General features: G+C 63.0%; 22 protein-coding genes and 1 pseudogene. 9 read left to right on the top strand and 14 right to left on the bottom strand.

What is annotated here, in order from left to right; all coding sequences use genetic code 11:
* Positions 1–224 precede the first annotated feature (224 nt).
* Genes E3O23_RS02820 through E3O23_RS02770 form a run of 11 tightly spaced genes read right to left on the bottom strand, consistent with a single transcriptional unit; the run spans position 225 to position 10291 of the window.
* Positions 225–725 carry a GNAT family N-acetyltransferase gene (locus tag E3O23_RS02820; protein WP_134487985.1) on the bottom strand — a complete coding sequence of 167 codons (501 nt, stop codon included), beginning with the start codon at positions 723–725 and terminating at the stop codon, positions 225–227.
* Positions 722–2266: a M81 family metallopeptidase gene (locus tag E3O23_RS02815; protein ID WP_134487983.1), complete on the bottom strand. Its 1545-nt coding sequence runs from the start codon at positions 2264–2266 to the stop codon at positions 722–724. The genes E3O23_RS02820 and E3O23_RS02815 overlap by 4 nt, the downstream gene beginning before the upstream one ends.
* On the bottom strand, positions 2263–3504 hold the full coding sequence (locus E3O23_RS02810; RefSeq protein ID WP_166790384.1) for an NAD(P)/FAD-dependent oxidoreductase: 1242 nt from the start codon (positions 3502–3504) through the stop codon (positions 2263–2265). The genes E3O23_RS02815 and E3O23_RS02810 overlap by 4 nt, the downstream gene beginning before the upstream one ends.
* On the bottom strand, positions 3501–3797 hold the full coding sequence (locus E3O23_RS02805; protein ID WP_134487979.1) for a (2Fe-2S)-binding protein: 297 nt from the start codon (positions 3795–3797) through the stop codon (positions 3501–3503). The genes E3O23_RS02810 and E3O23_RS02805 overlap by 4 nt, the downstream gene beginning before the upstream one ends.
* Complete coding sequence (locus E3O23_RS02800) at positions 3797–4066, bottom strand: (2Fe-2S)-binding protein (RefSeq protein ID WP_134487977.1); 270 nt, start codon at positions 4064–4066, stop codon at positions 3797–3799. Before E3O23_RS02800 ends, E3O23_RS02805 begins: the two co-directional genes overlap by 1 nt.
* Positions 4059–5336 (bottom strand): NAD(P)/FAD-dependent oxidoreductase, encoded by a 1278-nt coding sequence (locus E3O23_RS02795; protein ID WP_134487975.1) that lies wholly within the window; start codon positions 5334–5336, stop codon positions 4059–4061. Before E3O23_RS02795 ends, E3O23_RS02800 begins: the two co-directional genes overlap by 8 nt.
* Before the next feature lie 9 nt (positions 5337–5345).
* On the bottom strand, positions 5346–6797 hold the full coding sequence (locus E3O23_RS02790; protein ID WP_134487973.1) for an aldehyde dehydrogenase family protein: 1452 nt from the start codon (positions 6795–6797) through the stop codon (positions 5346–5348).
* Between the two features lie 8 nt (positions 6798–6805).
* Positions 6806–7540 (bottom strand): amino acid ABC transporter ATP-binding protein, encoded by a 735-nt coding sequence (locus E3O23_RS02785; protein ID WP_134487971.1) that lies wholly within the window; start codon positions 7538–7540, stop codon positions 6806–6808.
* 7 nt (positions 7541–7547) lie between these two features.
* The gene (locus E3O23_RS02780; RefSeq protein WP_134487969.1) at positions 7548–8204 is read right to left on the bottom strand and encodes an amino acid ABC transporter permease; all 657 of its coding nucleotides are present in this window, start codon (positions 8202–8204) and stop codon (positions 7548–7550) included.
* Positions 8205–8216: 12 nt separating this feature from the next.
* Positions 8217–8990: a transporter substrate-binding domain-containing protein gene (locus E3O23_RS02775; RefSeq protein ID WP_134487967.1), complete on the bottom strand. Its 774-nt coding sequence runs from the start codon at positions 8988–8990 to the stop codon at positions 8217–8219.
* Positions 8987–10291 (bottom strand): aminotransferase family protein, encoded by a 1305-nt coding sequence (locus E3O23_RS02770; RefSeq protein WP_255453282.1) that lies wholly within the window; start codon positions 10289–10291, stop codon positions 8987–8989. The genes E3O23_RS02775 and E3O23_RS02770 overlap by 4 nt, the downstream gene beginning before the upstream one ends.
* Before the next feature lie 353 nt (positions 10292–10644).
* Here E3O23_RS02770 and E3O23_RS02765 point away from each other — a divergent pair, with 353 nt between their 5' ends.
* From E3O23_RS02765 to E3O23_RS02750, 4 genes are read left to right on the top strand one after another with little or no spacing between them, the layout of a single operon-like run.
* Positions 10645–11880, top strand: coding sequence for a thiolase family protein (locus tag E3O23_RS02765; RefSeq protein WP_134487963.1), 1236 nt, complete (start codon positions 10645–10647; stop codon positions 11878–11880).
* A complete protein-coding gene (locus E3O23_RS02760; protein ID WP_134487961.1) occupies positions 11874–12572 on the top strand; it encodes a 3-oxoacid CoA-transferase subunit A in 699 nt (232 codons plus the stop codon). The genes E3O23_RS02765 and E3O23_RS02760 overlap by 7 nt, the downstream gene beginning before the upstream one ends.
* An 8-nt stretch (positions 12573–12580) precedes the next feature.
* Positions 12581–13237, top strand: a complete 657-nt coding sequence (locus E3O23_RS02755) for a 3-oxoacid CoA-transferase subunit B (RefSeq protein WP_277613870.1) — start codon at positions 12581–12583, stop codon at positions 13235–13237.
* Positions 13234–14073, top strand: coding sequence for an IclR family transcriptional regulator domain-containing protein (locus E3O23_RS02750; protein ID WP_134487957.1), 840 nt, complete (start codon positions 13234–13236; stop codon positions 14071–14073). Before E3O23_RS02755 ends, E3O23_RS02750 begins: the two co-directional genes overlap by 4 nt.
* A 522-nt stretch (positions 14074–14595) precedes the next feature.
* Here the strand turns inward: E3O23_RS02750 and E3O23_RS18430 are convergent.
* Together E3O23_RS18430 and E3O23_RS18425 are read right to left on the bottom strand one after the other, a co-directional pair.
* Positions 14596–15762: pseudogene (locus tag E3O23_RS18430) on the bottom strand (type I restriction enzyme endonuclease domain-containing protein).
* 14 nt (positions 15763–15776) lie between these two features.
* Positions 15777–16034: a hypothetical protein gene (locus tag E3O23_RS18425; protein ID WP_241983291.1), complete on the bottom strand. Its 258-nt coding sequence runs from the start codon at positions 16032–16034 to the stop codon at positions 15777–15779.
* A gap of 851 nt (positions 16035–16885) precedes the next feature.
* Here E3O23_RS18425 and E3O23_RS02740 point away from each other — a divergent pair.
* From E3O23_RS02740 to E3O23_RS02720, 5 genes are read left to right on the top strand one after another with little or no spacing between them, the layout of a single operon-like run.
* Positions 16886–18019, top strand: a complete 1134-nt coding sequence (locus tag E3O23_RS02740; RefSeq protein ID WP_166790383.1) for an ABC transporter substrate-binding protein — start codon at positions 16886–16888, stop codon at positions 18017–18019.
* Between the two features lie 34 nt (positions 18020–18053).
* Complete coding sequence (locus E3O23_RS02735) at positions 18054–18923, top strand: ABC transporter permease (RefSeq protein ID WP_166790382.1); 870 nt, start codon at positions 18054–18056, stop codon at positions 18921–18923.
* Positions 18910–19743 carry an ABC transporter permease gene (locus E3O23_RS02730; RefSeq protein WP_134487951.1) on the top strand — a complete coding sequence of 278 codons (834 nt, stop codon included), beginning with the start codon at positions 18910–18912 and terminating at the stop codon, positions 19741–19743. The genes E3O23_RS02735 and E3O23_RS02730 overlap by 14 nt, the downstream gene beginning before the upstream one ends.
* Positions 19740–20870, top strand: a complete 1131-nt coding sequence (locus E3O23_RS02725; RefSeq protein ID WP_134487949.1) for an ABC transporter ATP-binding protein — start codon at positions 19740–19742, stop codon at positions 20868–20870. The genes E3O23_RS02730 and E3O23_RS02725 overlap by 4 nt, the downstream gene beginning before the upstream one ends.
* Positions 20819–21931, top strand: a complete 1113-nt coding sequence (locus E3O23_RS02720) for a C45 family autoproteolytic acyltransferase/hydrolase (protein ID WP_134487947.1) — start codon at positions 20819–20821, stop codon at positions 21929–21931. The genes E3O23_RS02725 and E3O23_RS02720 overlap by 52 nt, the downstream gene beginning before the upstream one ends.
* A gap of 84 nt (positions 21932–22015) precedes the next feature.
* Here the strand turns inward: E3O23_RS02720 and E3O23_RS02715 are convergent, their stop codons facing one another.
* Positions 22016–22210 carry a hypothetical protein gene (locus E3O23_RS02715; RefSeq protein WP_134487945.1) on the bottom strand — a complete coding sequence of 65 codons (195 nt, stop codon included), beginning with the start codon at positions 22208–22210 and terminating at the stop codon, positions 22016–22018.
* Between the last annotated feature and the right edge of the window lie 627 nt (positions 22211–22837).

Raw genomic sequence — 22837 nt, 5'->3', positions numbered from 1 at the left:
CGAGAGTGCCTTGCTTCTCGAGAGGCCTTCTTCGGTTGACGAGCAATTCAAATTGACCGCATCGTTCACCAGGCCGACGTGATCAGTCTCAAGGGCAACAGTTACCGGCTCAAGCAACACCAACCGTATTCCACCGCCCTTGATCTCCCGCCAACTCAGGATCGTGGCAGGTCCGGATCGACGGGCGAACAGCGCGTTGTCACGCAGAAGACCGTAGCCAAGTGTTATCGCCTCATTCGGACATCCTGCGCTCTCGCTGCCGGGTCCCACTTCAGAGCTCCTTCGACGACGAAACGATGCTTTCGATAGAAGGCCTGGGCGCGGTCGTTCTGCTCCACGACCCAGAGCGACGCCGACTGGTGAAACAGGACGGATTCCAGCAGCCGGGCGGCCACTCCGGAGCCGTGGCAGCTGACGTCGGTGTTCAGAACATACAACTCCGTATCGGCAATAGGCTCGGCGTCATGCGAGGGCCCCGCCGAGGCGAATCCCACAATAGCGCCGCCTCGTTCGGGATCAACCGCGACGATCGTTCGCCTCCCGTCATCCGTGCCAAGGATCCTCCGCCAGTTGGCGATCCATTCGGCGGCGTCCAGGCCTGCCAGGAAATTCGGGTCCATACAGGCCTGATAGGTGAACCGCCAGACAGCGATGTGAAGTACTCCGAGGGCATCCGCATCCTCAAGCACGGCCGGCCGGAGGTTGAATCGGTTCTGATCCGTCATTCAGGGATCCTGTCAGAAGCGAACGCACCAGGGATGACGGCCACCCTGACCTCGGGCGTAAACGTCGCGGAGAGGTCGAAGGGCCACAACCCTGTGGGCAGGTTTCGGAACGGAAAGCTGGAGAAATCATTCGACGCCACACCCGGCGCATCAACACAAATGATGTCCCCGACCAGAGGCTCGAACGCTGCGCGAAAGTGGTTCTTAACCTTCATGACCAGCAGGTCATAGCCGGTGACGTCCAGCCCGACGTGTCCGAACAGCTCCGGGTCGTTCGCGGTGATCGGTCGCCCCGTCACCAGAATGTCGGTCCCCTGGGCGCGCAGATACGCGGCGCCTTCGACGTCGACCTGTAGTCCGGTGTTCATCGGCCCAGTGTTGCGGAACCGCCCGTCGCTGACGCGAATGATGTCAACCTCGAGGTCGAGCGGCGGACCGAATTGGGGCGAGATTTTCCCGCCCAGGCGGATGCCGATCGTGGCGCCCTCCCCCGCGGCCCGGCACTGCTCGACGACCTGCGCATCGCACAGGGCGCCAATCAGCGACTTCGGCACGCGCGCCTTAAGCACCTCGGCGACGAGGGCGGTCGTGTCAGCGCTGCCGCCGCTCAGCGGGTTGTCGGCGATGTCGGCCAGGACGACCGGCCGGCGATGCCCGGGCTGCACCGCCAGCGCGACAGCGGCCGCTGCGCCGGGCAGTTCGGTGACGAACTCCTCGCGCAGCGACCACAGCAGTGATGAAAGGCTTCGGCAGCTCTCCTCGCCCACCGCGCGGTCGGTGGCCAGCACTACGACGCTCGCACCGGCACCTTCAATGTCCGCGTAGGGATACCCGCCGAAGATGCTAGCCGCGACGATACCGCCCCTCTTTTCCCAGTCCTGGGCCGCGGTTACCGCCTTGTGCATCGGGCCTTCCGCCGTGCGCATGTTGACGCTCGGCAGGAGCGCCGGCAGCTTGGCGAAGCATTGGTAGTACGTGATTCCGTCCCGGACCTGGCGCATCAGCGCGGTCGCCGCCCGCAGGCCCTGCTCATAAGCGTCGACGTGCGGGTAAGTCTGGAAGCCGAAGCAGGATGCCCGCTGGTCGATGAGCCCGCGGGTCACGTTCCCGTGCAGGTCCAGCGTCACGGCGATCGGGAACGCCGCCCCCTGCTTCCGCCGGATGTGCTCGATTAGGTCAGTCTCCGGGTCCTGGTAGTCATCGACGACCATGGCCCCGTGCAGCGCCAGGAGCAGTCCGTCGAGGTCACCCGCGCCCGCGAGGGCCGTAAGCATGTCGCCGCGAATCTGCTCGTAGGCCTCGGTCGTCACCTGTCCGGCCGGCGAGGCCGCCGCCGCGACCAGCGGCACCGGGACGAACTCGGTTCCCTCGAGCGCGTCGAGGAAACCGCCGAGCTCCGTCTTTGTACCGCGGTAAGCCTCGATCAGGTCATCGCCGCTCAGCAGCGCCTCCTGGCGGAAGGCGTCGAGATCGGTTCGGAGCGGGCTGAACGAGTGCGACTCGTGATAGAAGAAGGCGATCCCGACCCGGCGCGTGCTCATGCGGGCCCGCCGCTCGTTTCCCAGGCGCGCTGGACTTTGTCGTGGCCTCGCTGCACGTTGACATCGAACTGGAACTCCATGGTGCGGCGGGCGCCCACGAGGTCGAGTGCGCCTTGGGCCGCGGTGCATCCGCGCCGAGTGGACAGCCCGAGGTCCTCGATGATGCTCAGCGCGACCAAGGCGCCCTGCTTCTCGGCGATCTTGGCACTTTCGACTCCAATCGTGTTGCCGGCGACGTACATTCCGTCGAGCTGGGTGCGCAGGGTGTCGCTGTGCACGGGAACCGTACCCCCGAGGTCGGGCGAGCGGAGGAAAGCACAGTCCAGGGTAGCCAGGAGTTCGTTGAGCGGGATGAGTCCGTTCGCAAGGCACACGGCGTCGACGGCCAGTTCACGTTCGCTGCCGGCCACCGGCGTCCCGTCGGCCGTGACGTTGACCACGACCGCGCCGGTGACCTGATCCGTTCCCTGGATGGCCACCAGGGCGGTGCGCAGGTGGAGCGGGATGCCCCACATCCGGACCGTCCGGGGAATCAGGCGCGAGGCGAGGGCCTGGACCCAGGACCACCCGAGGAAGCGTCCGGCCAGCCGCATGTACATCGCCGGTGCGAGCTTCGCCATCGGGGCGAGGCGGCCGAGCGTGGCTCGAGGGGAACTGCCTTCCACAGCCGTGGGCGGCAGGACGATGCCCATAACGTCGACGCCGGCCAGTTGCATGGCCCTGGCGATCGTCAGCGAGAGCACGTCCATGCCGACGACCAGCACGCGGCGACCCGGCTTCACCCGATGGATGTTGGTGAGCACCTGGGCCGCACCGATGGTCATCGCGCCCGGCAGCGTCCAGCCGGTGACGGGCATCGGCCGCTCGACGGCACCCGTCGCGACGAGGACCGCGCGCGACGTGAGGTGGCTTGGGCCGCCGTTCCGGCCTGCCGGGTACGTCAATCGCACCGTCCAGCCCGGTTCCAGTCCCCACGCCACGACATCCGTTATCATCCGTGCGCCGGCGGCAACGGCGTCCTTCTCGCCCTGTTCGGCCAGTTCCCAGCCCTTCCACCAGCTGGAATCCGTGGGATCCTCGTGCAGCTGGCCGCGCAGCTTTCCGCCCATGGCGTGGTTCTCGTCCACGACCATGACGCGGCCACCCGCGGCGGCGACATCCCGTGCGGCGGTGAGGCCGGCTGGTCCGCCGCCGATCACGACGAGGTCGAAGGCTTCGGTTCCCGCGGGGGTGCTCATACTTCCGTCCGCTCTGACGTGAAGGAGTCGCCCTCGGTCGCCGGGGTCAGGCACGCGCGCACCTGGGTGTCGTTGTTCAGCCAGACGCGGCATTCGTAGCAGTGGCCGATGCCGCAGTAGATCCCCCGGGGCTCGCCGGCTACCGGCGAAACGCGGAGCTTCCGGACGCCGTTGGCGAGCAGCGTCGCCGCCACGGGCTCTCCCTCGCGGGCCGTGTAGGGCTCCCCGTTGAAGGTGAAGCCGACCTCGTCGGCCGGAAGGTCAGGCAGGACGGGATGACCGACGATTCTCATTACTGCTCCCTTTCGATGACAAGATCCTGCAATGAGACGGGACGAACGGGGAGGTGCACCGTCATGGCGCTGTTGCTCCGCAGGACGCCCTCGTCCGTGACACCGACCATCGCTTCGACCGCCGGCCGGCAGACGCGACCCTGGCAGGGTCCCATTCCGGCGCGCGTGCGCATCTTCACTTCTTGCGCGTTGCAGGCGCCCGCGTCGATCGCGGCCCTCACTTCGGTGGCCGTGACGTCTTCGCACCGGCAGATCATGTGGTCATTCATGGCTGTTTCCTTGCTTCACGTTGAATCTGTCCGGACCGAACTCCCCGACCACGGCGTTTACCGCCGCCGGCAGTGGGACGCTGTCCGAACCTGAGCGGATGAGGTCGACGGTGAGTCGGCCCATGGCCGCGCACAATCCGAAACCGTGCCCGTTGTAGCCTGCCGAGATCCACAGGCCGGCCATGGCGGGCGCCGGGCCGAAGAGCGGAAGATGGTCGGCGGTCAGTTCCACCGTTCCGGCGAAGGCCCGGATGATGGGGGCTCCGGCCAGGCCGGGGAAGAGCTCGGACATGTGCTTGCCCAGGAACGACAGTGCCTCGTAGGAACTCGTGACGTTGTAGCCGTCCTGCTCCCAGGGGCCGCCGCCGCCGACCATGATGTTTCCGGCGTGGGTGCGGCGTGCGTACACCCGGTTGCCGGAGACGAAGGGGAAATTCTCCAGGCCCGCGATGCGTTCGGTCACCATGAGCTGGGAGCGTCGGGGACGGACGGCCAGGTTGCAGCCGGCCGATTCGCTGAAGCCGGCCAGCCAGGGGCCGGCGCAGAGGATGACGTGGTCAGCTTCGGTGACACCACGCTCGGATCGGACTCCCCTGGCATGGCCGCCGCGCTCGATCACAGATTGCACCGGGCAGTGGTCGTGGATGATCGCGTCGGCCGCGCGCAGTTCGGCGATGATCGATGTGACCGCGGTGAACGGGTAACCCTGCCCATCCGTGGTGCCCATGAGCGCCCCCGCGTTGTCCGGGTTCACCCCGGGCAGCATGGCGACCGCCTCCTCCGGTGAAAGCATTCGGGTGGGGAGCCCGGCCAGCGCATAGTGGCGTTCGGCCAGGTCGAGGAGGCTGCGCTCATGATCGTTCAGCGCGATCATGGCGTGGCCGGGGCGCTGGAAGTGGCTGTCGATGCCCCTGGTCGAGAGGTCCTCCCACAGGTCCATCGACGCGCGTGCGAGGGCAACCTCGTCGATCGCCCGACCGAAGGCGTAGATCCCACCGGCATTCCGGCCGGACGCCGCCGCGCCTAGGGACTGGGCCTCGAACAGCTCAACCTGGGCACCCGCGCGGGTGAGATACAGCGCGGTCATCAGCCCAATCACACCGCCACCGACCACCACCACACGTTGCCCGGCCATGGTGCCCGCCGTGTCGGCTGCCAGGTGCGCGGTGAGGTTCGCGTAGTCGGACGCCGCGCGTGCGGACTCCTCCTCCGTGGTCGCCAGCGGATCCATGGACAGCATGGTCAGGCGATTTTCGAGTACAACAGACATCCGGGCCTCTCAGAAACTCATGTAGACGGACTTCAATTCCGTCATGACGTCGAATGCATGCGTCGACACCTCGCGGTGGCCGTTTCCGGATAGGCGCATTCCGCCGAAGGGAACGCCGGACTCGGCCGCGGACGTTCCACTGTTGACGTAGACCACACCGGACTGGAGATCGGTCGCCGCGCGGTGCGCATAGTGGAGACTTTGCGTGTAGATGGCGGACGACAGGCCGTAGTCCGTGCTGTTGTTCGCGGCCACCGCCTGCCCGTAGTCGTCGACGTCGATCACGGCAACGACCGGGCCGAACACCTCGGTCTGGGCGATCGTGTCCGTTGCCCTGACGTCGCCGAGCAGGGTCGGTGCGTAAAAGCTTCCGTTCGGGTAATCAGGGAGCGCCAACCTGGAGCCTCCGGTGAGCACCTCGGCTCCGGCTCGGACGGCTGCCGAGACCAGCGCGGCTACCCGGTCCAGCTGGACGGACGTAGCCAGCGGACCGAGGTTGACTGCCGCATCCGTTCCATGTCCGAGCTTCAGTTGTTCGGTGCGGCGCAGGAGTTCGGCCAGCAGCGGCTCGCGCACGGACCGCTGAACAATCACGCGGCTCGCCGCGGTGCAGCGCTGGCCGGACGTGGCAAATGCGGACTGCATGATTCCGCTGGCGGCGAGGGCAAGGTCCGCGTCCTCGAGGACAATGATCGCGTTCTTGCCGCCGAGTTCCAGTGAGACCGGAGTCAGGGTTCGGGCACAGGCCTCGGCGATCTTGATACCCACCGCGGTGGAGCCGGTGAATGCAACGGCGTCGACGCCGGGGTGGGTGGACAACCGGCGACCGGCGTCAATTTCACCCCCGGAGAGGAGATTGACGACTCCCGCCGGCGTGCCTGCCCTCAGAAGCGCCTGCGTGAAAAGGAGCGCGCTCCCGCTGGTATTCGGTGCAGGCTTCCAGACGACACAGTTGCCGGAGACAAGGGCAGCGAAGATCTTGTAGGCGGCGAGCGCGATCGGGAAGTTCCACGGTGTGATGCAGGCGACGACGCCGACGGGTTCCCGCACGGTGAGGATCGTGCGATTCGCAGACGCAGAGGGCAGCACCTCGCCGAGGGCCCGGAGCCCCTCCCCTGCCATGAAACGGCAGCTGGCGATCGTGGCGTCGACCTCCCCCAGCGACTCGGCGAGCACCTTACCCATTTCCAGGGTCATGGTGCGGGCGAGTTCGTCCTTGACGGCCTCCAGCTCCTGGGCGACCCGGTGCAGCAGCCGCCCTCTCGAGGGTGCGGGCTCGCGACACCAGGTAGGGAAGGCCAGCCGCGCAGCGTCGACGGCTGCATCGACGTCGACGGCGGAAGAGGCGCCATATTCCTCGAGCGCTTCGCCGGTGGCCGGGTCCCGCGTCACGAAGCGAGTCATCTCGCTCGCGTCCACCCAGGCGCCGCCGATGAGATTCGTTTGTGTCGATGTTGTCATGTCAATTCCTAACTCACGTGCCGAAGGAATCCGCGGAGCCGTTCGCTCCGCGGCGAGTCGAATAATTGGTCCGGCGTACCCTGTTCCTCGATGATGCCGTTATGCATGAAGATGACCCGGTCGGCCACCTCGCGCGCAAACTTCATCTCGTGGGTGACCACGACCATCGTCATGCCCTCGGCCGCCAGTTGTTTCATCACCTGCAGAACCTCGCCGCGCAGCTCCGGGTCCAGGGCTGATGTGGGCTCGTCGAAGAGCATGGCTCGGGGATTCATCGCCAGCGCGCGGGCAATGGCCACGCGCTGTTGCTGGCCGCCGGAGAGCTTGCGCGGATAAACGGGTGCCTTCTCCGCCAGTCCCACCTTGGCCAGCAACCCTGCTGCCAAGGCTGCTGCTTCCTTCTTCGGCATCCCCAGGACCTGGATGGGTCCCTCCATGACGTTTTCCAGCACGGTCATGTGCGGGAACAGGTTGAACTGTTGGAAGACCATGCCGATTTCGCGCCGGATCTCGCTGATCGCCCGCTTGGACCCCTTAAGTTCGGTTCCGTCGACGAGAATCGTGCCTGAGGTGCTCTGCTCGAGTCGGTTCAGGCAGCGGAGGAGAGTGCTCTTCCCCGATCCGCTGGAGCCGATGACCGCGACCACCTCACCGGTTTTCACTTCCAGGGAGACCCCTTTGAGGACCTCGAGTGCATCGAAGGATTTGTGGAGGTCGATGACCTGGATGGCTGTTTCCGACATGCTCTTCCTATCGCTCGCTCTTGGACATGCGGAACTCGATCTTCTTGAGCCCCCAGGTCATCCCGGTGGTCATGACCAGGTAAATCACCGCAGCCACGATGTAGAACTCCATGTATGCGTAGTTCGTGGCAGCGAATCTCTGGGAGACCATCATCAGCTCACTCACCGTCACCAGCGAGGCAAGCGAGGACTCCTTGAGCATGGAGACGGCCTGGTTGCCCAGCGCAGGGATGCTCAGGCGGAAGGCCTGGGGCAGGATGATCCGGCGCATGACCTTGGCAGAACTCATGCCCAGGGATTCCGCCGCCTCAACCTGCCCGGTGGGAACGGCCAGGATGCCGCCGCGGAGGATTTCCGCGACGTACGCTCCGGTGTTCGCACCCAACGCCACTACGGCTGCCAGCATGGCGCCGAGCTCGATCCCGAATTGGGGTAGCCCGAAGTACACGATGAACAGCTGGACCAGCACCGGGGTTCCCCGGATAGACCACACATAAAAGTCCGCAACCCAGACGAGGGGTTTGATTGGACTCATTCTGGCGAGTGCCGCAATGAGTCCGAGCACCAGGCCGAGCGCCGTGGCCAGCACCGAAATTTCGATGGTGATCAAGGCGCCCTGCAGGAGGAACGGGAGAAACGGTAAGACGAGGTTGAAGTCAAGCAAGGGTGTCTCCCACTAGCGAATGTCGGTTCCGAACCATGTGGTGCTGATCTTGGCGTAGGTGCCGTCGGCTTGGATCTTCGTGATCGCGGCGTTGAGTTTCTTGAGCAGGTCGGCGTGGTTCTTGTTGACCGCGATGCCGGCTGCTGCGTCGATCAGCGGCGTTCCGACGGGCTTCATGTCGTAGCCGCCGACCTTGATTGCGTTGCCGCCCACCGGTCCGTCAGTCAGGAGGCCATCCAGGCGACCGTTCTTGACGTCCTCGAACGCCAGCAGGTCCGACTTGTAGGTGACGACATCCGCACCGAGTGCCCTGGCCTTCTCCTCGAAGGTTGTGCCGATGGCGACGCCGATCTTCTTGCCCTTGATCTGGGCAGGGTCGGTGATCGAGGTGTTGGTGGGGGCGAACAGCTGGGAACCGGTGTGGTAGTACGGCTCCGTGAAGTCGACCTTCGCCTTGCGCTCATCGGTGATCGCCATGCTCGAGATGATGATGTCGTACTTGTTGGCCAGCAGCCCACCGAGGATGCTGTCCCACGGGGTGGCCACGTACTCGACCTTGACGCCCATGTCCTTGGCCAGGGCCGTGGTGATGTCAACGTCGAAGCCGACCAGCTTGTTGCTCTTGTCGTAGTAGTTGAAGGGCGGGTACGCGCCCTCGATGCCGACCTTGAGCGTGCCCTGTGCCTTGTCTGCGGCAGGAGCGGCGGCGCTGCTGCTGCAGCCGGCGACGCTGCCGACCAGCAGAACGGCCATGAGCGCTGCAATCGATGTACTTCTGATGTTCATTGTGCATTCCTTTCGTTGATGATCTGGCTGCTTACTTCGACGTCGACATCGGTCAACGTTTTCTCCAGGATGTCGACCATCAATTCGATGTCGACGCGCTGGATCGTCAGTGGTGGCGCGATGAGGAGATGCTGGCCGCGGATGCCGTCGATGCGGCCCTTACCCGGGTAGAAGATGGCGCCGTTCTGCATGGCCATCTCATTGAAGGCTTCGGACGTGATGTGCCGCCGACCCGGAACGTCGAGCAGATCGAAGCCGAGGAGTAATCCCCTGCCTCGCACCGGCCCCATGCGAGGCTGGCGCGACTGAAGGTCGTCCAGCAGCCCTCGCAGGTGGCGGCCCTGGGTCACCACGTTTTCGAGCACCGCGTTGTCTGTGTAATAGGTCAGCGCGGCATTGCCGGCGGCCAGGCAGACGGGGTGGCCACTATAGGTGTAGCCGTGCCGGAATACACCATCGCTACGCTCCCGGATGATGTCGACGATTCGGTCGTGCACGATCATGCCGGACAGCGGCGCGTAGCCGCCCGTCACACCTTTACCGAACGTAATAATGTCGGGGGTGACGCCGAAGTGCTCGACAGCGAAGTTCTTGCCCGTGCGACCGAATCCCGTCATCACCTCATCCACGATGAGCACGATGTCGAACCTGTCACACAGTTCGCGCACCTGACCCAGGTATTTCGTCGGCGGAACAACCGCTCCCTGCTGACTGCCGACTATTGCTTCGCAGATGAACGCCGAGATATTCTCGGCGCCGACGCGGGCAATGACCTGTTCGAATTCGGCGATGTAGTCAAACTGCTCGTCGGGGCCCCCGTCATGAGGACACACCGGTTGGAGAGACTCGTTTTGCGGGGCTGAGACGTGAGGGTACGGCGCCAGCATCGGGCTGAAGCTTGTCCGGCGCCCGACGTCCCCGCCGGCGCTCAACGCCCCCAGCGTATTGCCGTGGTAGCTCTGCCACCGGCCGATGACCAGGTGCTTGCCCGGGCGCCCACTGTCGAGGTGGAACTGGCGTGCCAGCTTCATGGCGGCCTCGTTGGCCTCTGATCCGCCGGAGGCGAAGTAAACGGTTTCCAGGCCGTCCGGGGACAGGTGGGCAATCCGGCGCGCGGTTTGCGCCAGGACCGGTGTCTCGAAGCGCAAAGTGTGTGCGAATGCGACCTGACTTGCCTGCGCGGCCATCGCGTCGACTATTTCTTGGACGCCGTGGCCGAGATTGGCGGCGACTGCCCCCGAGGACGCATCCAGGTAGGCGTTGCCGTCACCGTCGAAGATGTACACCCCTGCTGCTCGCACTGCCAAGGGGTACTTCTTGAGGAGGTTTCGGTGGAACACATGGTCCCGGGCAGGTCCTGGGGAAGTCGTCGCAGCCGTGCTCACCGTCTCTGGCTCCTTCGTCAAAGTTGTGCGTAAGGCGAACGCATTGTCACCATAGCGAACAGACTAGGGCCGAGTGCGAGTGGCGTCAACAAACATTTCATATCGAACTATTACTCACTAGTTGAGCGAAAATAGGAGGATAACGCCGAGCTAAACCGAGGGCGTGACCACCTTGACTCTTGGAGCGGGACAAGAATACAGTTCATATGTCGTACAGTCGTGCGACAGGCGAACACAAATATCACTTGTGTGTGAACACCGGAGTTGGCATGATTCATGCGTTCATCTACGACGCCATACGGACACCTTTCGGTAGGTCCGGCGGCGCGCTGGCCGGCCTGCGCCCCGACGACCTGGCTGCTCACGTGATCCAGGCATCCCTCTCTCGGGTGCCGACGTTCGATCCCGCACTGATCGACGAAGTTATTCTGGGCAACGCCAATGGCGCCGGCGAAGAGAACCGCAATGTGGCCCGGATGGCAACCCTGCTGAGCGGGCTCCCGACTTCGATTCCCGGCACCACGGTCAATCGCCTCTGCGGCTCCAGCCTCGACGCCGCTATCATCGCCGCTCGCCAGATCGGCGTTGGAGATGCGGACGTCGTGCTCGTCGGTGGCACGGAGTCGATGAGCCGGGCTCCGTGGGTCTTGCCGAAAACCTCGGAATCGAAATCGGCAGGCGACCGCCAACTCGCCTCGACGGCGCTGGGCTGGCGCCTGGTCAACCCAAAAATGCCCTCCGAATGGACGGTGTCCTTGGGTGAAGCAACGGAACAGCTCCGGGAGAAGTACGACATCAGTCGGGAACGCCAGGATGCCTTCGCAGCCCGATCGCACCAACTGGCCGACTCGGCCTGGAACAACGGTTTCTTTGACGATTTGGTAACGACAGTCCCGGGCACGGAGCTGACCCGGGACGAGTCGATCCGGCCCGGAAGTACTGTGGAGAGGTTGGCGACCCTGGGCACGGTGTTCCGCCCCGTCGGCCCCGGGCCGTCTGCCGGCACGATCACGGCGGGGAACGCATCACCGCTGACCGACGGAGCTTCTGCCGCCTTCCTTGGAAGCGAAGCGGCCTCCGACATGCTGGGCATGTCCCCTCTCGCGCGTATCGCCGGGCGCGGAGCGGCCGCAATCGATCCCCAGTTATTCGGTTTCGCTCCGGTCGAGGCGGCCAACCGGGCTCTCTCCCAGGCCGGTGTCGCCTGGTCCCAAGTGGGCGCCGTTGAGATCAATGAAGCCTTTGCCGCCCAGTCCCTGGCCTGCATCGACGCGTGGGACATCGACCCGATGATCGTCAATCAGCACGGCGGAGCGCTGGCCATCGGGCACCCGCTTGGGGCCTCTGGCACGCGGCTCCTCGGCACGCTAGCGCGCAGCCTGCAGGCCAGCGGCGAACGGTGGGGCGTGGCGGCCATCTGCATCGGCGTAGGCCAAGGCCTGGCCGTTGTGTTGGAAAACGTATCTGCCCGGCAAACGCCGGCAAAAAGGATGAGCGCATGCTGACCGTCCATGACAATGCCGACCAGGCCGTGTCGGGCATCAATGACGACGCCATCGTCCTCATTGGCGGCTTCGGCAAGGCCGGCCAGCCGGTCGAACTCATAGAGGCCCTGCTTCGGCGAGGCAGCCGCAACCTGACCGTCGTTAGCAACAATGCGGGCAATGGCACCGATGGTCTGGCCGCTCTGATCGGCGCCGGACGGGTCGCCAAGATCATCTGTTCCTTCCCCCGCCAGTCGGATTCGAAATTGTTCGACGCCAAGTACCGGGCCGGTGAGATCGAACTGGAGCTCGTGCCGCAGGGAAACCTGGCCGAGCGGATCCGATCCGCCGGGGCGGGAATCGGAGGCTTCTTCACCCCGACCGGGTACGGCACGATACTGGCCGCAGGCAAGGAGACGCGTATCATCGGCGGCCGCGGTTTCGTGCTCGAGAGTCCGATCAGGGCTGATTTCGCCCTCATCAAGGCGCTCAAGGCGGATGCCGTCGGCAATCTCGTCTATCGAAAGACCGCACGAAACTTTGGTCCCGTGATGGCCTCTGCCGCGACCTGCACAATCGTTCAAGTCTCGGAAATGGTGGAGACGGGCGACCTGGACCCGGAAAACATCGTCACTCCCGGAATCTTCGTCAACGGCATTGTCGTTGTCGGACCCTCGGTCAGATCCAAGCCTTCGACGGAGCCCGGACTGTGACTGAAAGATTGACCCGCAATCAGCTCGCCCAGCTGGTTGCCAGCGACATCACATCGGGCGCCTACGTCAATCTCGGTATCGGCCAGCCCACGCTGGTGTCGAACTATCTCACGGCAAGCCAGAACGTCACGCTGCATACCGAGAACGGAATGCTTGGCATGGGGCCCGCAGCGGACGGCGAGGAGATCGATGAAGATCTGATCAACGCTGGGAAGATTCCGGTTACCGAACTCCCTGGCGCTTCCTACTTCCACCACGCCGACTCGTTCGGCATGATGCGTGGCGGACACCTGGATGTCTGCGTGCTGGGTGCGTTCCAGGTTTCGGTCGCCGGGGACCTGGCGAATTGGCACACCGGCGAGCCGAATGACATTCCGGCCGTCGGCGGGGCCATGGACCTGGCCATCGGCGCCAAGGACGTCTTCGTCATGATGAACCTGCTCACGCGTGACGGGCGCAGCAAACTCGTGCATACTTGCACGTATCCGCTCACGGGTGTCGAATGCGTCACCCGCGTTTATACGGACCTGGCCGTTTTCCTCGTCACCCCTGACGGAATCAGAGTGCGCGAGACGTACGGCTGCACGTTCGAAGAACTTCTTCAGTTGGTTGATTTGCCCCTGCTGGCACCTCAACGTGAGCCTGAAAGTAGGCTGAACTCATGATTGAGAGGACCACCGTCGTGGAAGAGTCAAGCGTGCAGCGTACCAGCGACCAGTTCGTTCAATCCCTGGCGCGTGGACTCGCCGTAATCCGTGCTTTCGATGCTGACCACACGCACATGACGCTCACCGAGGTAGCCAAACGGACAGACTTGACTCGCGCCACAACCCGCAGATTCCTGATGACCTTGGAGGAGCTGGGCTACGTCCGTTCTGACGGAAGGAACTTCTCGTTGACACCGCTGGTGCTGCAACTCGGCTACGCCTATCTCTCCGGTTTGAGCCTCTCGCAGGTAGCTCAGCCGCACCTGCAGGATCTTTCCACGAGGCTCTCGGAATCCACGTCGGCTGCGGTTCTGGACGGCGCGGACATCGTTTACGTAGCCCGCGTGTCGGCCAGGCGCATTATGACGGTCGGGATCAATGTCGGCACGCGGTTCCCCGCCTATGCCACCTCGATGGGACGCGTGTTGCTCGCCGGTCTGTCCAAAGCAGAACTGGACGCTTACCTTAATTTCGTACCTCTCATCGCCCTCACGCCGCGGACCATTTCAACTCGCGGGGCTCTCCTCGACGAACTCGACAAGGTCAGAGCCCAGGGTTGGGCCATGGTTGATCAAGAACTCGAGGTCGGCCTCATGTCGATGGCCGCTCCAATCTACGACGGATCAGGCCGTGTTGTTGCGGCGGTCAACGTCTCGCTCCCAGCCCAAAACGGCATGAGCGGCAGAGAGTCAATCGACACAGTCCGAGAGGCGCTGATGCATACGACGGAGGCGATTTCCACGGACGTCACCCTCATCGGAGACGGTGCGGCGAATGGGCCGGGTAGAATCTAGCGTGCCGCATATCCGGCGCTGAGTCCGGCTTCCTGTGCCGAGCGCGCCACCGAGCTGAAAAGGGTCCACCACCAGTATTCGGATCGACGCGCGACTCCGCCAAACTGGGCTTACTTCCCGACCACGTAGTAAATCGCTTGGCCGAAGCTCGTTTGTTGTTGCAGACTCGAAGACGCAGATGGAGTCGCTACAGACCCGGTCGGCTCTGGGGCGAACGTATCGACCAAGGGAACCTAGGGCGTCACTCTCACCAAGGGTCTCTTCCATAAGCGCGTCACGACTCAAACGACTCGAACGACTCGAACGCAACACAATCGCCTCATCCGCGCTGACAGCGTCGCTGTTCTCGAGTCGATCTACCTCGTCGAGGTACTTCGACCAGAGGTGCGCGCTCGGTTGCATGCCCGCAAATGCGGCTGCCAGAAGGATTTGCCGCGGAGCGTCGGGCGCGGTAGCGGGCAAGGTTCAGCACACTCGCGCGCACCCCGCAAGATTCTCGGCACCTCCCGGACATGGTGTCTCCTATGCCGCCCGCTCTTCGCTGCACCGCGGGGCCTTCGACTCCATCTGCTCCATCACCAGCTTGATGGCCACGGGCTGGCGGTCTGGCGGGTAGCCGTACTTCACGAGCAGTCGTTTGATCGAAGAGCGCAGCTCGGCGGGCACGTCATCGCGCACGGTCCAGTCGGTGCGCACATCGCGGCGCAATACGGCAACCAACTCGCGGGCGATTTGGGCAGCACTCCCTCGCCTGCACTTCGACCGCTGACTCGTTCTGCGCCACCGCCTCGTAGAACGCCAGCTCCTCATGGCTGAGCGGCGGCGCGAAGCCGAGGCCGCGATTGGCCTCGGCGGCGACTTCGCGGGCCAGGGCGATGAGTTCGGCGATTACCTCGGCGGAGGTGAGCCGCTGATTCGTGTACTTGTTCATGAGCTCCGTGATCCGGTCCGAGAAGGCGCGCTGGCGCACGAGGTTGTTGCGCGTCGAGCGCGCCGACTCTTCGGTGAGCAGCTTGCGCAGCGCCTCGATCGCGAGCTGGGGGTTGCGGGCCTGCTGCGTCTTGCGATGAACGCCGGGCTGAGATCGTCGAGCGTCGGCTTCGGCATGCCGGCCGCCTCGTAGATGGCGAGCACGCCGCCCGATGATGTGGCGGATGCGATCAGTTCCCCCGTGCAGGGGCTGAACGTCCTCTGGCACCGACTCCCCCTGGCCTGCCGGTCGGCGGCATCGAACTTGGCCATCCAGGCCCGTACTTCTTTGTACAGTTGGATTTCTGGCCGGCGCTCCTCGAGCTCCTGCGACCCGGCCCCCCGAGCACAGCGCCCAGGCGCGGGACAGCTGCCCCTAGTACCGCCGGTACGCGGCCGCCAGGGCCTCAGCGCCCTCCTCAACCTGTTCCGGTCCTGCCCGGCGAGCATCCCCCGCAACATGTCGACAAGTGACAGGGTCAACACGATGGCGTCGTCGACGTTCCGTCCCGTGGGTTTCCCGTCCTGGTCGGTCTTCGTGTATTCACTGAGCGCCTTAGCCAGGTTGTCGGCGAGCGGAGGGTACGCAACAAGCAGACCGTCCACCTTGCCGCGGAAAGTACGGTTCACCCGCGCAAGGGTCTGTATGAGCAGCGCACCCTTCAGCGGCCGGTCGAGATAGAGCGTGTGCAGCGGCGGCGAGTCGTACCCAGTGAGCATCATGTCCTTGACGATCACCAGCTGCAGTTCGTCGTCGACATCCTATGTCGCCCCTTGATCACAGCGTTGGCCGAATCGCGGCGCACGTGGTGAATGACTATCGGCTTGTCCGATGCCGTGCCCGAGTAGACGACCTTGATGACGCCCTTCTCGAGGTCGTCGGAGTGCCAGCCGGCCGCAGCGCCGCGAATGCCGGGTACAGGTTCGCGCAGATACGAACGTAACGCCTCCGGACCCCGCGCCCACGTAGGTGCGGACTCCGCTGCTGCCATTCAGGCTCGCGCGATGAGGACTCCTCCGTCGCCGTAACCCGATATGGCGATGTCACCCCGCCGACCGAGTCGGACGTCGGGTTGTGGCGCGATTGAGGCGTTCGCTCCCTGCGGCTGAGCCCGTTGGGGAATTCGATGCCGGCGAGCACGGACGATCCCCGAAGGGCAGTTGGAAATGTTCGTTCTGTGAACTCTTGATCGCTAGGTGAATTCACACCTCCGAGCGGACGAGCATCCGCTAATTGCTCGTGTCACATCATTCTTCGGACTTGCATGGGCACGAACAGGTCACTGCTCAGGGCGTGGAATCGAGAGGCCCAAACTGGGTGTTGACATCGATCTCGATCTGATCATATTCTTGTTCGTATTAGGGATGCATGTTCGCATGCCGCACAACTGCAAGGGGGCGGATCTGTGGGAGACGTGGTTATGCCAGCTGAAATAGCCCGCAAAATCTCGGTGAGTACACACTTACCGTCATCGATGGTTCAGCTCTATTGGCGTGGCCGGCGAAGCCCCGGGCTCGGGGCCCCCCATGATCAGAGTCTTTCATCGGAACCCGCAGCTTCCCGTGGCATTCTGCGCGCACCTAGATCGTGGGCGTGCGACAAGATTCCCTGCGAATTGTCGACGTGATGGCTGACCGGGAAGTCTGCTCTCCCGCGCCCCGTACCTTCGCCACTCAACCTCCAGCGCCAACATCGGCTGGGGTCCGACGTGCAGGACAAAACCCTGTCTCGGGCCAACGCCAATCCGGCCACAGCTTGGGCCCGCCACAGGAAGCCATAAAGTCCAGCAGTAGGTCAATCGCAAATGCAAAAGCCAGGCCAAACAGAATTTGGGAGAGTCACATGAAGACAAAGCACACGTCGCATCTATTCGCCTTGGGAGCCATCGCGATGCTGACGGCAGCGACCATGGCCGGATGCGCATCCGGTGTTAGCGGAACTGCCCTCGCTTCGGATGGATTCCCCGCGAGCGCCAAGGCGGCTAAAGACAACGGAGCCATCAAGATTCTCGAGTGGGAGGGCTATCAGGACAGCAAATTCCACCCATCGTTTGCGAAAGAATTCTCAGCCACGAAGCTGGAATACCAGTACGCTTCCGCCAGCCCACAATTCCTCGCGAAGGTCCAAACGGGAGGTGCGCAGGTAGACCTGGCGCATCCCTGTGGAAACGGAGTGGCTGATTGGGTGCGGGCCGGACTTCTCGCCCCTATCGACGTCAGCCGGCTCTCCAATTGGAAGGACGTCAACAAGCAGCAGGCGGATCTGGGCAAGATCGACGGTAAGTATTACTACCTTCCCTGGGACTGGGGATACGAATCGCTGATAGTCAACACCGCAAAGGTTCCCGGGGGCGAGGGCCCATCGAGCTGGGCTGACCTATGGGATCCGTCATACAAGGGCCAGATTTCCATGGAAGATTTTGGTGAAGGTGCCATCAAGTTCACTTCTCAGGCGCTTGGCCTTCCTTATCCGAACTTGAGCGCCAAGGAACTGCAGCAGGTCAAGGACAAACTGACCGCTCTGGGGCCCAACATCCGGACACTCTGGAGCAACAGCACTGATCTGGTTCAGCAGATGACCAGCGGTGATGTCAGCATCGGATACGGCTGGAATGACCAGTACGCAAAGATAAAGGATGCCGGCACGCCCGTTACCTACGTCAATCCCGCTGAGGGGCGTAACGGTTGGTCGTGCGGCTATGTGGTGTTGAAGGACACGAAGCACTATGATCTGGCGCTCAAGTTCCTTGATTCCGCGATCTCGAAGGAATCGTGCGTCGCGGCAATCAACGACTTCAGCCTCGGCTGTTCGAACGACGCGGCAGTCCCGGCGGCGGACCCAAAGACGGTGAAAGCTCTCCAGCTGGACTCGAAGGACATCATCGCGACGACGCATTTCGATGAGGCCCTTACGCCGGCGCAACGGACTTCTTTCAACCAGCTCTGGACTGAGGTTAGCGCTGGGTATGGAGGTTAGTCTCGCAAGGCGGCCAGGCCGGGCGGCGGCATCAATGACCACCGACCCCAACCGCCGCCAGCGCTTTGGGACCCGCCTGGCCGCGGGGCCCCTGCTGTGGCTCATCGTCTTCCTCGTGGGGCCTCTCGCCATACTCATCGCGTGGTCATTCCAAGCCCCAAGTAATACCCTTCGGTTCGAGTCATCGTCGCTGGGTGGCTATTCCAGCATCCTCGGAGTCTCCTCATATTGGGAGCTCCTGGCATGGACGATATTCACAGCTGTCGTCGTGGGGGTTCTGTCAGTCATTTTCGCGTTCCCAATTGCATACCTGCTCGCGTTTGTCGCTGATCGTCATCGTTTTCTGCTTTTCGGGCTCGCTTTCGTACCATTCCTGACGAGCTACGTTTTGCGCATTTTTGCTTGGAGACTGATCCTTGGGGAGAACGGACTCCTCAACCAGACGTTGATGTCGCTGGGAATAATCGATACGCCCCTGACCGCGCTGCTCTACAGTCGGCTGACCGTCATCATCGTGCTGACCTATGTATGGATACCGTGGGCCGCGCTGCCGATATTCGTACGACTCGATTCCCTGCCGCGGCCGCTTCTGGAAGCAGCCGCCGACTTGGGCGTGTCACCCATGCGAACGGTTGCCCGGGTTGTGCTTCCTATCGCCCTGCCAGGTATCTATACCGCGTTCTTCCTGGTTTTCATCCCAACACTCGGTGATTTCGCGACTGCCGCCTATGTAGGTGGCACCAACGGCATCATGATTGGGAATCTCATTCAGGGCTTCCTGAACAACCTCGATCTTCCCTCCGGCTCCGTACTGACCGTTGTGCTGTTGGCAGTGGCGGCAATCCTCATGTTGCTGGCCGTCCGGATTATGCGAATCAAGTCGGTGACAGATGTCCAGCTTTGACTTCGGGTCCGGCAGACACACGACCCTGTGGACGTATTTCTGGGTCTACATAGCTGTCCTCTATCTCCCGCTGGCTGTACTGGGGATCTTCTCGTTTCACAACTCGGACCATCTGGGACTGCCCTGGCAAGGTTTTTCGACGAAATGGTATGAGGTAGCCCTGCACTCGAGCGGGCTTCTGGACGCGTTGAGGACCAGCCTTGTCGTTGCCACATTGACTGCAGTCATTTCCACGGTTATAGGTGCAGCAGCCGGAATCGCGATAGTTCGTTTCCGTTTCCCCGGTCGAGGACTGCTGGCAGCACTGGGTTTGGCACCCCTTGCCGTGCCGTACCTGGGCCTTGCAGTCGCGCTCTTGCTGACTTTCGTGACGTTGGGGATCAAGCCGTCATTGGCAACCGTCGTGATCGGTCATTCTGTGATCGCGATTCCCTATGTGCTTCTGCTTGTCGCGACGCGGGCGGCCGCGCTGTCGGAGAGCATTGAAGAAGCGGCAACTGATCTCGGCGCAACATGGCTGCATGTCATTCTGCGGGTTCAGCTTCCGGCGGTACGACCGGCATTGATCGTCGGCGCGGTGACAGCATTCCAGGTGTCATTCGACGAGCTGTACCTCTCATACTTCCTCACCGGCTTCCAGCCCACATTGCCTGTGTACTTCTTCTCGAGCCTTCGGAACGGCGAGCTCGTGCCACCGGCTCTCGCCCTCACCACGGCCGTGTCCGTCGTGCTTGTGTCAATTCTCGTTATTACATGGGTCGTTGTCGGAAGACATCTGACCAAAGGACTCAAGACTGTGCCAAGGAAGGTTTCGTCATGACGGAAACTCAAACGCTTGCCCACAAATCCACCCGCCAGGAGCGGGGAGACGTCGTCGAACTGCGGGAGGTAACCAAGTACTACGGCGCGACGGCTGCCGTGGACAACGTGACTTTGGCCGTTGGTGCCGAGTTCTACTCATTGCTTGGCCCGAGCGGTTCGGGGAAGACCTCGCTGCTGCGGATCATTGCGGGCTTTGCCGGAATTGACCGCGGCCAAGTTGTTATCGCAGGGAAGGACGTCACCAGGGTCCCCCCCTACCGACGCCCGTGCAACACGGTGTTTCAGCAATATGCCCTCTTCCCTCACCTTTCAGTGGCAGGGAACATTGCCTTCGGGCTCAAGGAGGAGAAGCTGTCCAAGATGGAAATCCAGTCCAGGGTCGGCTCGGTTCTTGATCTTGTGCAGCTGGCGGGTGCCGAGAAGAGGTCTCCGCGTGAATTGTCGGGTGGCCAGCAGCAGCGTGTCGCCCTGGCCCGCGCCCTTGTCAAACGACCGAAAGTCCTTTTGTTGGACGAGCCCCTTGCCGCGCTGGACGCGAAGCTTCGTAAGGGTATGCAGATTGAGTTGAAGCGTCTCCAGCAGGAAGTGGGCATTTCATTCGTGTATGTCACCCATGACCAGGAGGAAGCCTTGGTTATGTCCGATCGGATCGCCATTATGCGCGGCGGGAAAGTCCAGCAAATCGGGGAACCGCAGCATATCTACGACAATCCTGCCTCAGCGTTCATCGCCGATTTCATCGGGCAGAGCAACTTGCTTGCTGCCGAGGTCCTGGGAGTCCACATGGGCGGCATAGCCATACGCCTCCAACCGGGGGCGCTGGCAACAGTGTCTGGACCGCCCGCGAAGATTGGCAGCAAGGGCCGTTTGATGGTCAGGCCCGAGGATGTCAAGATTGCGAGGCTGGATGCGTCCGAACCGGGCGACGGGCTCGTTGGCCGGGTCAAAAGCCAGGCGTTCCTGGGCTCAAGCACGAGGTTCGAGATCGCTCTGCCGGACCATTCTCAGATGATCGCAGTCCGGGACAGAAGCCACACCGAGAGGTTGGACCCCGGCGACGAAGTCTCGATCTCGTGGCCTCCTCGCGCTGCCAGATTTTTCCCAGACGAGGTGAGCGCGCCGTGAGCCCTCTCATTCGTGTTCAGGGGAGCCACGCCGAAGTCGGGACACAGATCGGTGTCGCATGCAGGGCTGCGATCCGGCGAGTGACAACTATTAGCGCGGAGCAACTGCCGGCCGGGCGTTCCCTCGGGGACCAACTCGCCCTCGCATCGAAGTACCGGTTGGCCACGCAGGAGTTGTTGCCGTGGTTGTTGACAGAATTGGACGCCACGGCCGACGAAGCAGGTGTCGATCGCGACATACTCTTCGCTGTATCCGTCGAAGAGATCTGGCCCGGTCGGGATACTACAGCGAGAGTGCCTACACCGGCGTTCCGTGGTTGTACTGACCTGGCGGCAACGTCGCCAGCGACGCTGGGCCAGCGGACGCTCATTGGTCACAACAATGACCTGCCTTCCAGCACCCAACAGGACGTCAGCGCAATCGAGTGGCGAGTGGACGGGCAGCCGACTGTCTTTAGCTTGGGTGTTGGACCGTGGCTCAGTGCCGCTTGGAATGACACCGGGCTCAGCATAACCGGCAACGAGTTGGCAGCGAACGACGAACGTATCGGAGTGCCCCGGCTGCTGCTGATGACCGCCGTCACAAGAGCGAGTTCGCTTAAAGAAGCTCAGGCACTGGCCATCCACGCATCGAGAGCGTCATCATACAACTGGCTGCTCGCTGACGCTGACGGGCTCGTGGTCGAGTTGGAGGGGTCGGCAACGGCCGTGGCGGAGCTTCGAGTGGACGACCGCGGGCTCTTGCACCATGAGAACCACTATGTTGACCCTTCGATGCATGCCTTCGAGCGAAGCGCCCACCACGCGGATCGGTCGAACGTTCGGAGGGAACGCGTCAGCCAACTCCTCAGCGCGTTGGAGCCGGGCGCAGTCACGCCCGCGCACTTGCGAGCGATTCTGTCGGACCACGAAAACGCACCAGAGTCGATTTGCAGGCACGCAGCATCTGAGCACGACATGGAAACCGTTTTCTGGGCGATTGCTGACCCTAAGGCCCGTCAAGTCACCTACGGTCTACGACCGCCCTGCATTCCCGGCGCCGAGACGTACCTGTTTGATTGAGGTTGGCGCGCGCAGGGAGGCGCGTCTTGCCTGGAGCATGGGAAGGGCCTGCGAGGCGGCTCGGAAGGGAAGCTGTCACAAGGGTCAGCTGTCGAACAATGTCTCAGCACGCTGTCTATGCACGAACGCGAGAAACTCCACCACGCAGCGGGACGTGACCCAGGCCGGGATTCTGGGCGACGTGGATTTCGCTGCCGCCAAGGCGAGGGCGCTCGGCCTGTAGAACCGCCGGTCACGTTTCTCGACGATGTTCGGGTCGCGGTTGAGTTTCGTCAGCATGCTCGCGACGTCACCCCGCGCGTTCGTCGTGCCTCGGGACCACATCGCAGCAGCCGCATGGATCTCACACACACAAACTGGCTTGGCGGAACCAGGAAAGCGCAATGCTCCGGTCGAAAGACCACGAGTCTCCACGAGTCGGGCTCCCACCCCGGCATCCGTGGCACGCGGGTGTGCCGGAATGGTGACATGGGAACGGCTCAGTTGAGGGCGGTATCGATCGGTTGCATGAAGTGGAGGAAAATCAGGTGGGCCGCGGAGGAAAATGCAATCCGTGATCCTGCTGGATTCGCGCCCTGGCGGGTTTCGCGAACAGCCCGACCCCGCCTCCTCCAGCTCTTCCGCATTTACGACTACACGCGAGGTGATCTTTTTTCGCCCAACACACGGTCACGACCACGGATGCCGTCCGGGCCGACGCCGCGCGGGTCTTACTTTCCTTGCTTGGCTGGTGCGTATCTGGAGGGGCAGGCGAGCCGGGCGGGTCAATGTAACGCTTCCAATACACTCGAACGAGGTTACAAGACAGGACTAGGGCGTGTCTCCTAATCGAATCGTGATTCGTTTGGGAGGCTGGAGGAATGTCGCGTACTGCTCTGCTGACCGATGACCAGTGGACTCGGATTG

The sequence above is a fragment of the Cryobacterium tagatosivorans genome, from assembly GCF_004402215.1.
GTDB classification, from domain to species: domain Bacteria; phylum Actinomycetota; class Actinomycetes; order Actinomycetales; family Microbacteriaceae; genus Cryobacterium; species Cryobacterium tagatosivorans.
This window is presented reverse-complemented; position numbering and strand designations above follow the sequence as displayed.

Bases quoted from the DNA above. Each gene is read 5' to 3' on its own strand.
- E3O23_RS18425 (WP_241983291.1), bottom strand. From the start codon at position 16,034: ATGGCAGCAGCGGAGTCCGCACCTACGTGGGCGCGGGGTCCGGAGGCG.
- E3O23_RS02795 (WP_134487975.1), bottom strand. From the start codon at position 5,336: ATGTCTGTTGTACTCGAAAATCGCCTGACCATGCTGTCCATGGATCCG.
- E3O23_RS02820 (WP_134487985.1), bottom strand. From the start codon at position 725: ATGACGGATCAGAACCGATTCAACCTCCGGCCGGCCGTGCTTGAGGAT.
- E3O23_RS02760 (WP_134487961.1), top strand. From the start codon at position 11,874: ATGCTGACCGTCCATGACAATGCCGACCAGGCCGTGTCGGGCATCAAT.
- E3O23_RS02790 (WP_134487973.1), bottom strand. From the start codon at position 6,797: ATGACAACATCGACACAAACGAATCTCATCGGCGGCGCCTGGGTGGAC.
- E3O23_RS02810 (WP_166790384.1), bottom strand. From the start codon at position 3,504: ATGAGCACCCCCGCGGGAACCGAAGCCTTCGACCTCGTCGTGATCGGC.
- E3O23_RS02740 (WP_166790383.1), top strand. From the start codon at position 16,886: ATGAAGACAAAGCACACGTCGCATCTATTCGCCTTGGGAGCCATCGCG.
- E3O23_RS02765 (WP_134487963.1), top strand. From the start codon at position 10,645: ATGATTCATGCGTTCATCTACGACGCCATACGGACACCTTTCGGTAGG.
- E3O23_RS02750 (WP_134487957.1), top strand. From the start codon at position 13,234: ATGATTGAGAGGACCACCGTCGTGGAAGAGTCAAGCGTGCAGCGTACC.
- E3O23_RS02800 (WP_134487977.1), bottom strand. From the start codon at position 4,066: ATGAATGACCACATGATCTGCCGGTGCGAAGACGTCACGGCCACCGAA.
- E3O23_RS02815 (WP_134487983.1), bottom strand. From the start codon at position 2,266: ATGAGCACGCGCCGGGTCGGGATCGCCTTCTTCTATCACGAGTCGCAC.
- E3O23_RS02730 (WP_134487951.1), top strand. From the start codon at position 18,910: ATGTCCAGCTTTGACTTCGGGTCCGGCAGACACACGACCCTGTGGACG.
- E3O23_RS02805 (WP_134487979.1), bottom strand. From the start codon at position 3,797: ATGAGAATCGTCGGTCATCCCGTCCTGCCTGACCTTCCGGCCGACGAG.
- E3O23_RS02725 (WP_134487949.1), top strand. From the start codon at position 19,740: ATGACGGAAACTCAAACGCTTGCCCACAAATCCACCCGCCAGGAGCGG.
- E3O23_RS02715 (WP_134487945.1), bottom strand. From the start codon at position 22,210: ATGCTGACGAAACTCAACCGCGACCCGAACATCGTCGAGAAACGTGAC.
- E3O23_RS02785 (WP_134487971.1), bottom strand. From the start codon at position 7,540: ATGTCGGAAACAGCCATCCAGGTCATCGACCTCCACAAATCCTTCGAT.
- E3O23_RS02735 (WP_166790382.1), top strand. From the start codon at position 18,054: ATGACCACCGACCCCAACCGCCGCCAGCGCTTTGGGACCCGCCTGGCC.
- E3O23_RS02775 (WP_134487967.1), bottom strand. From the start codon at position 8,990: ATGAACATCAGAAGTACATCGATTGCAGCGCTCATGGCCGTTCTGCTG.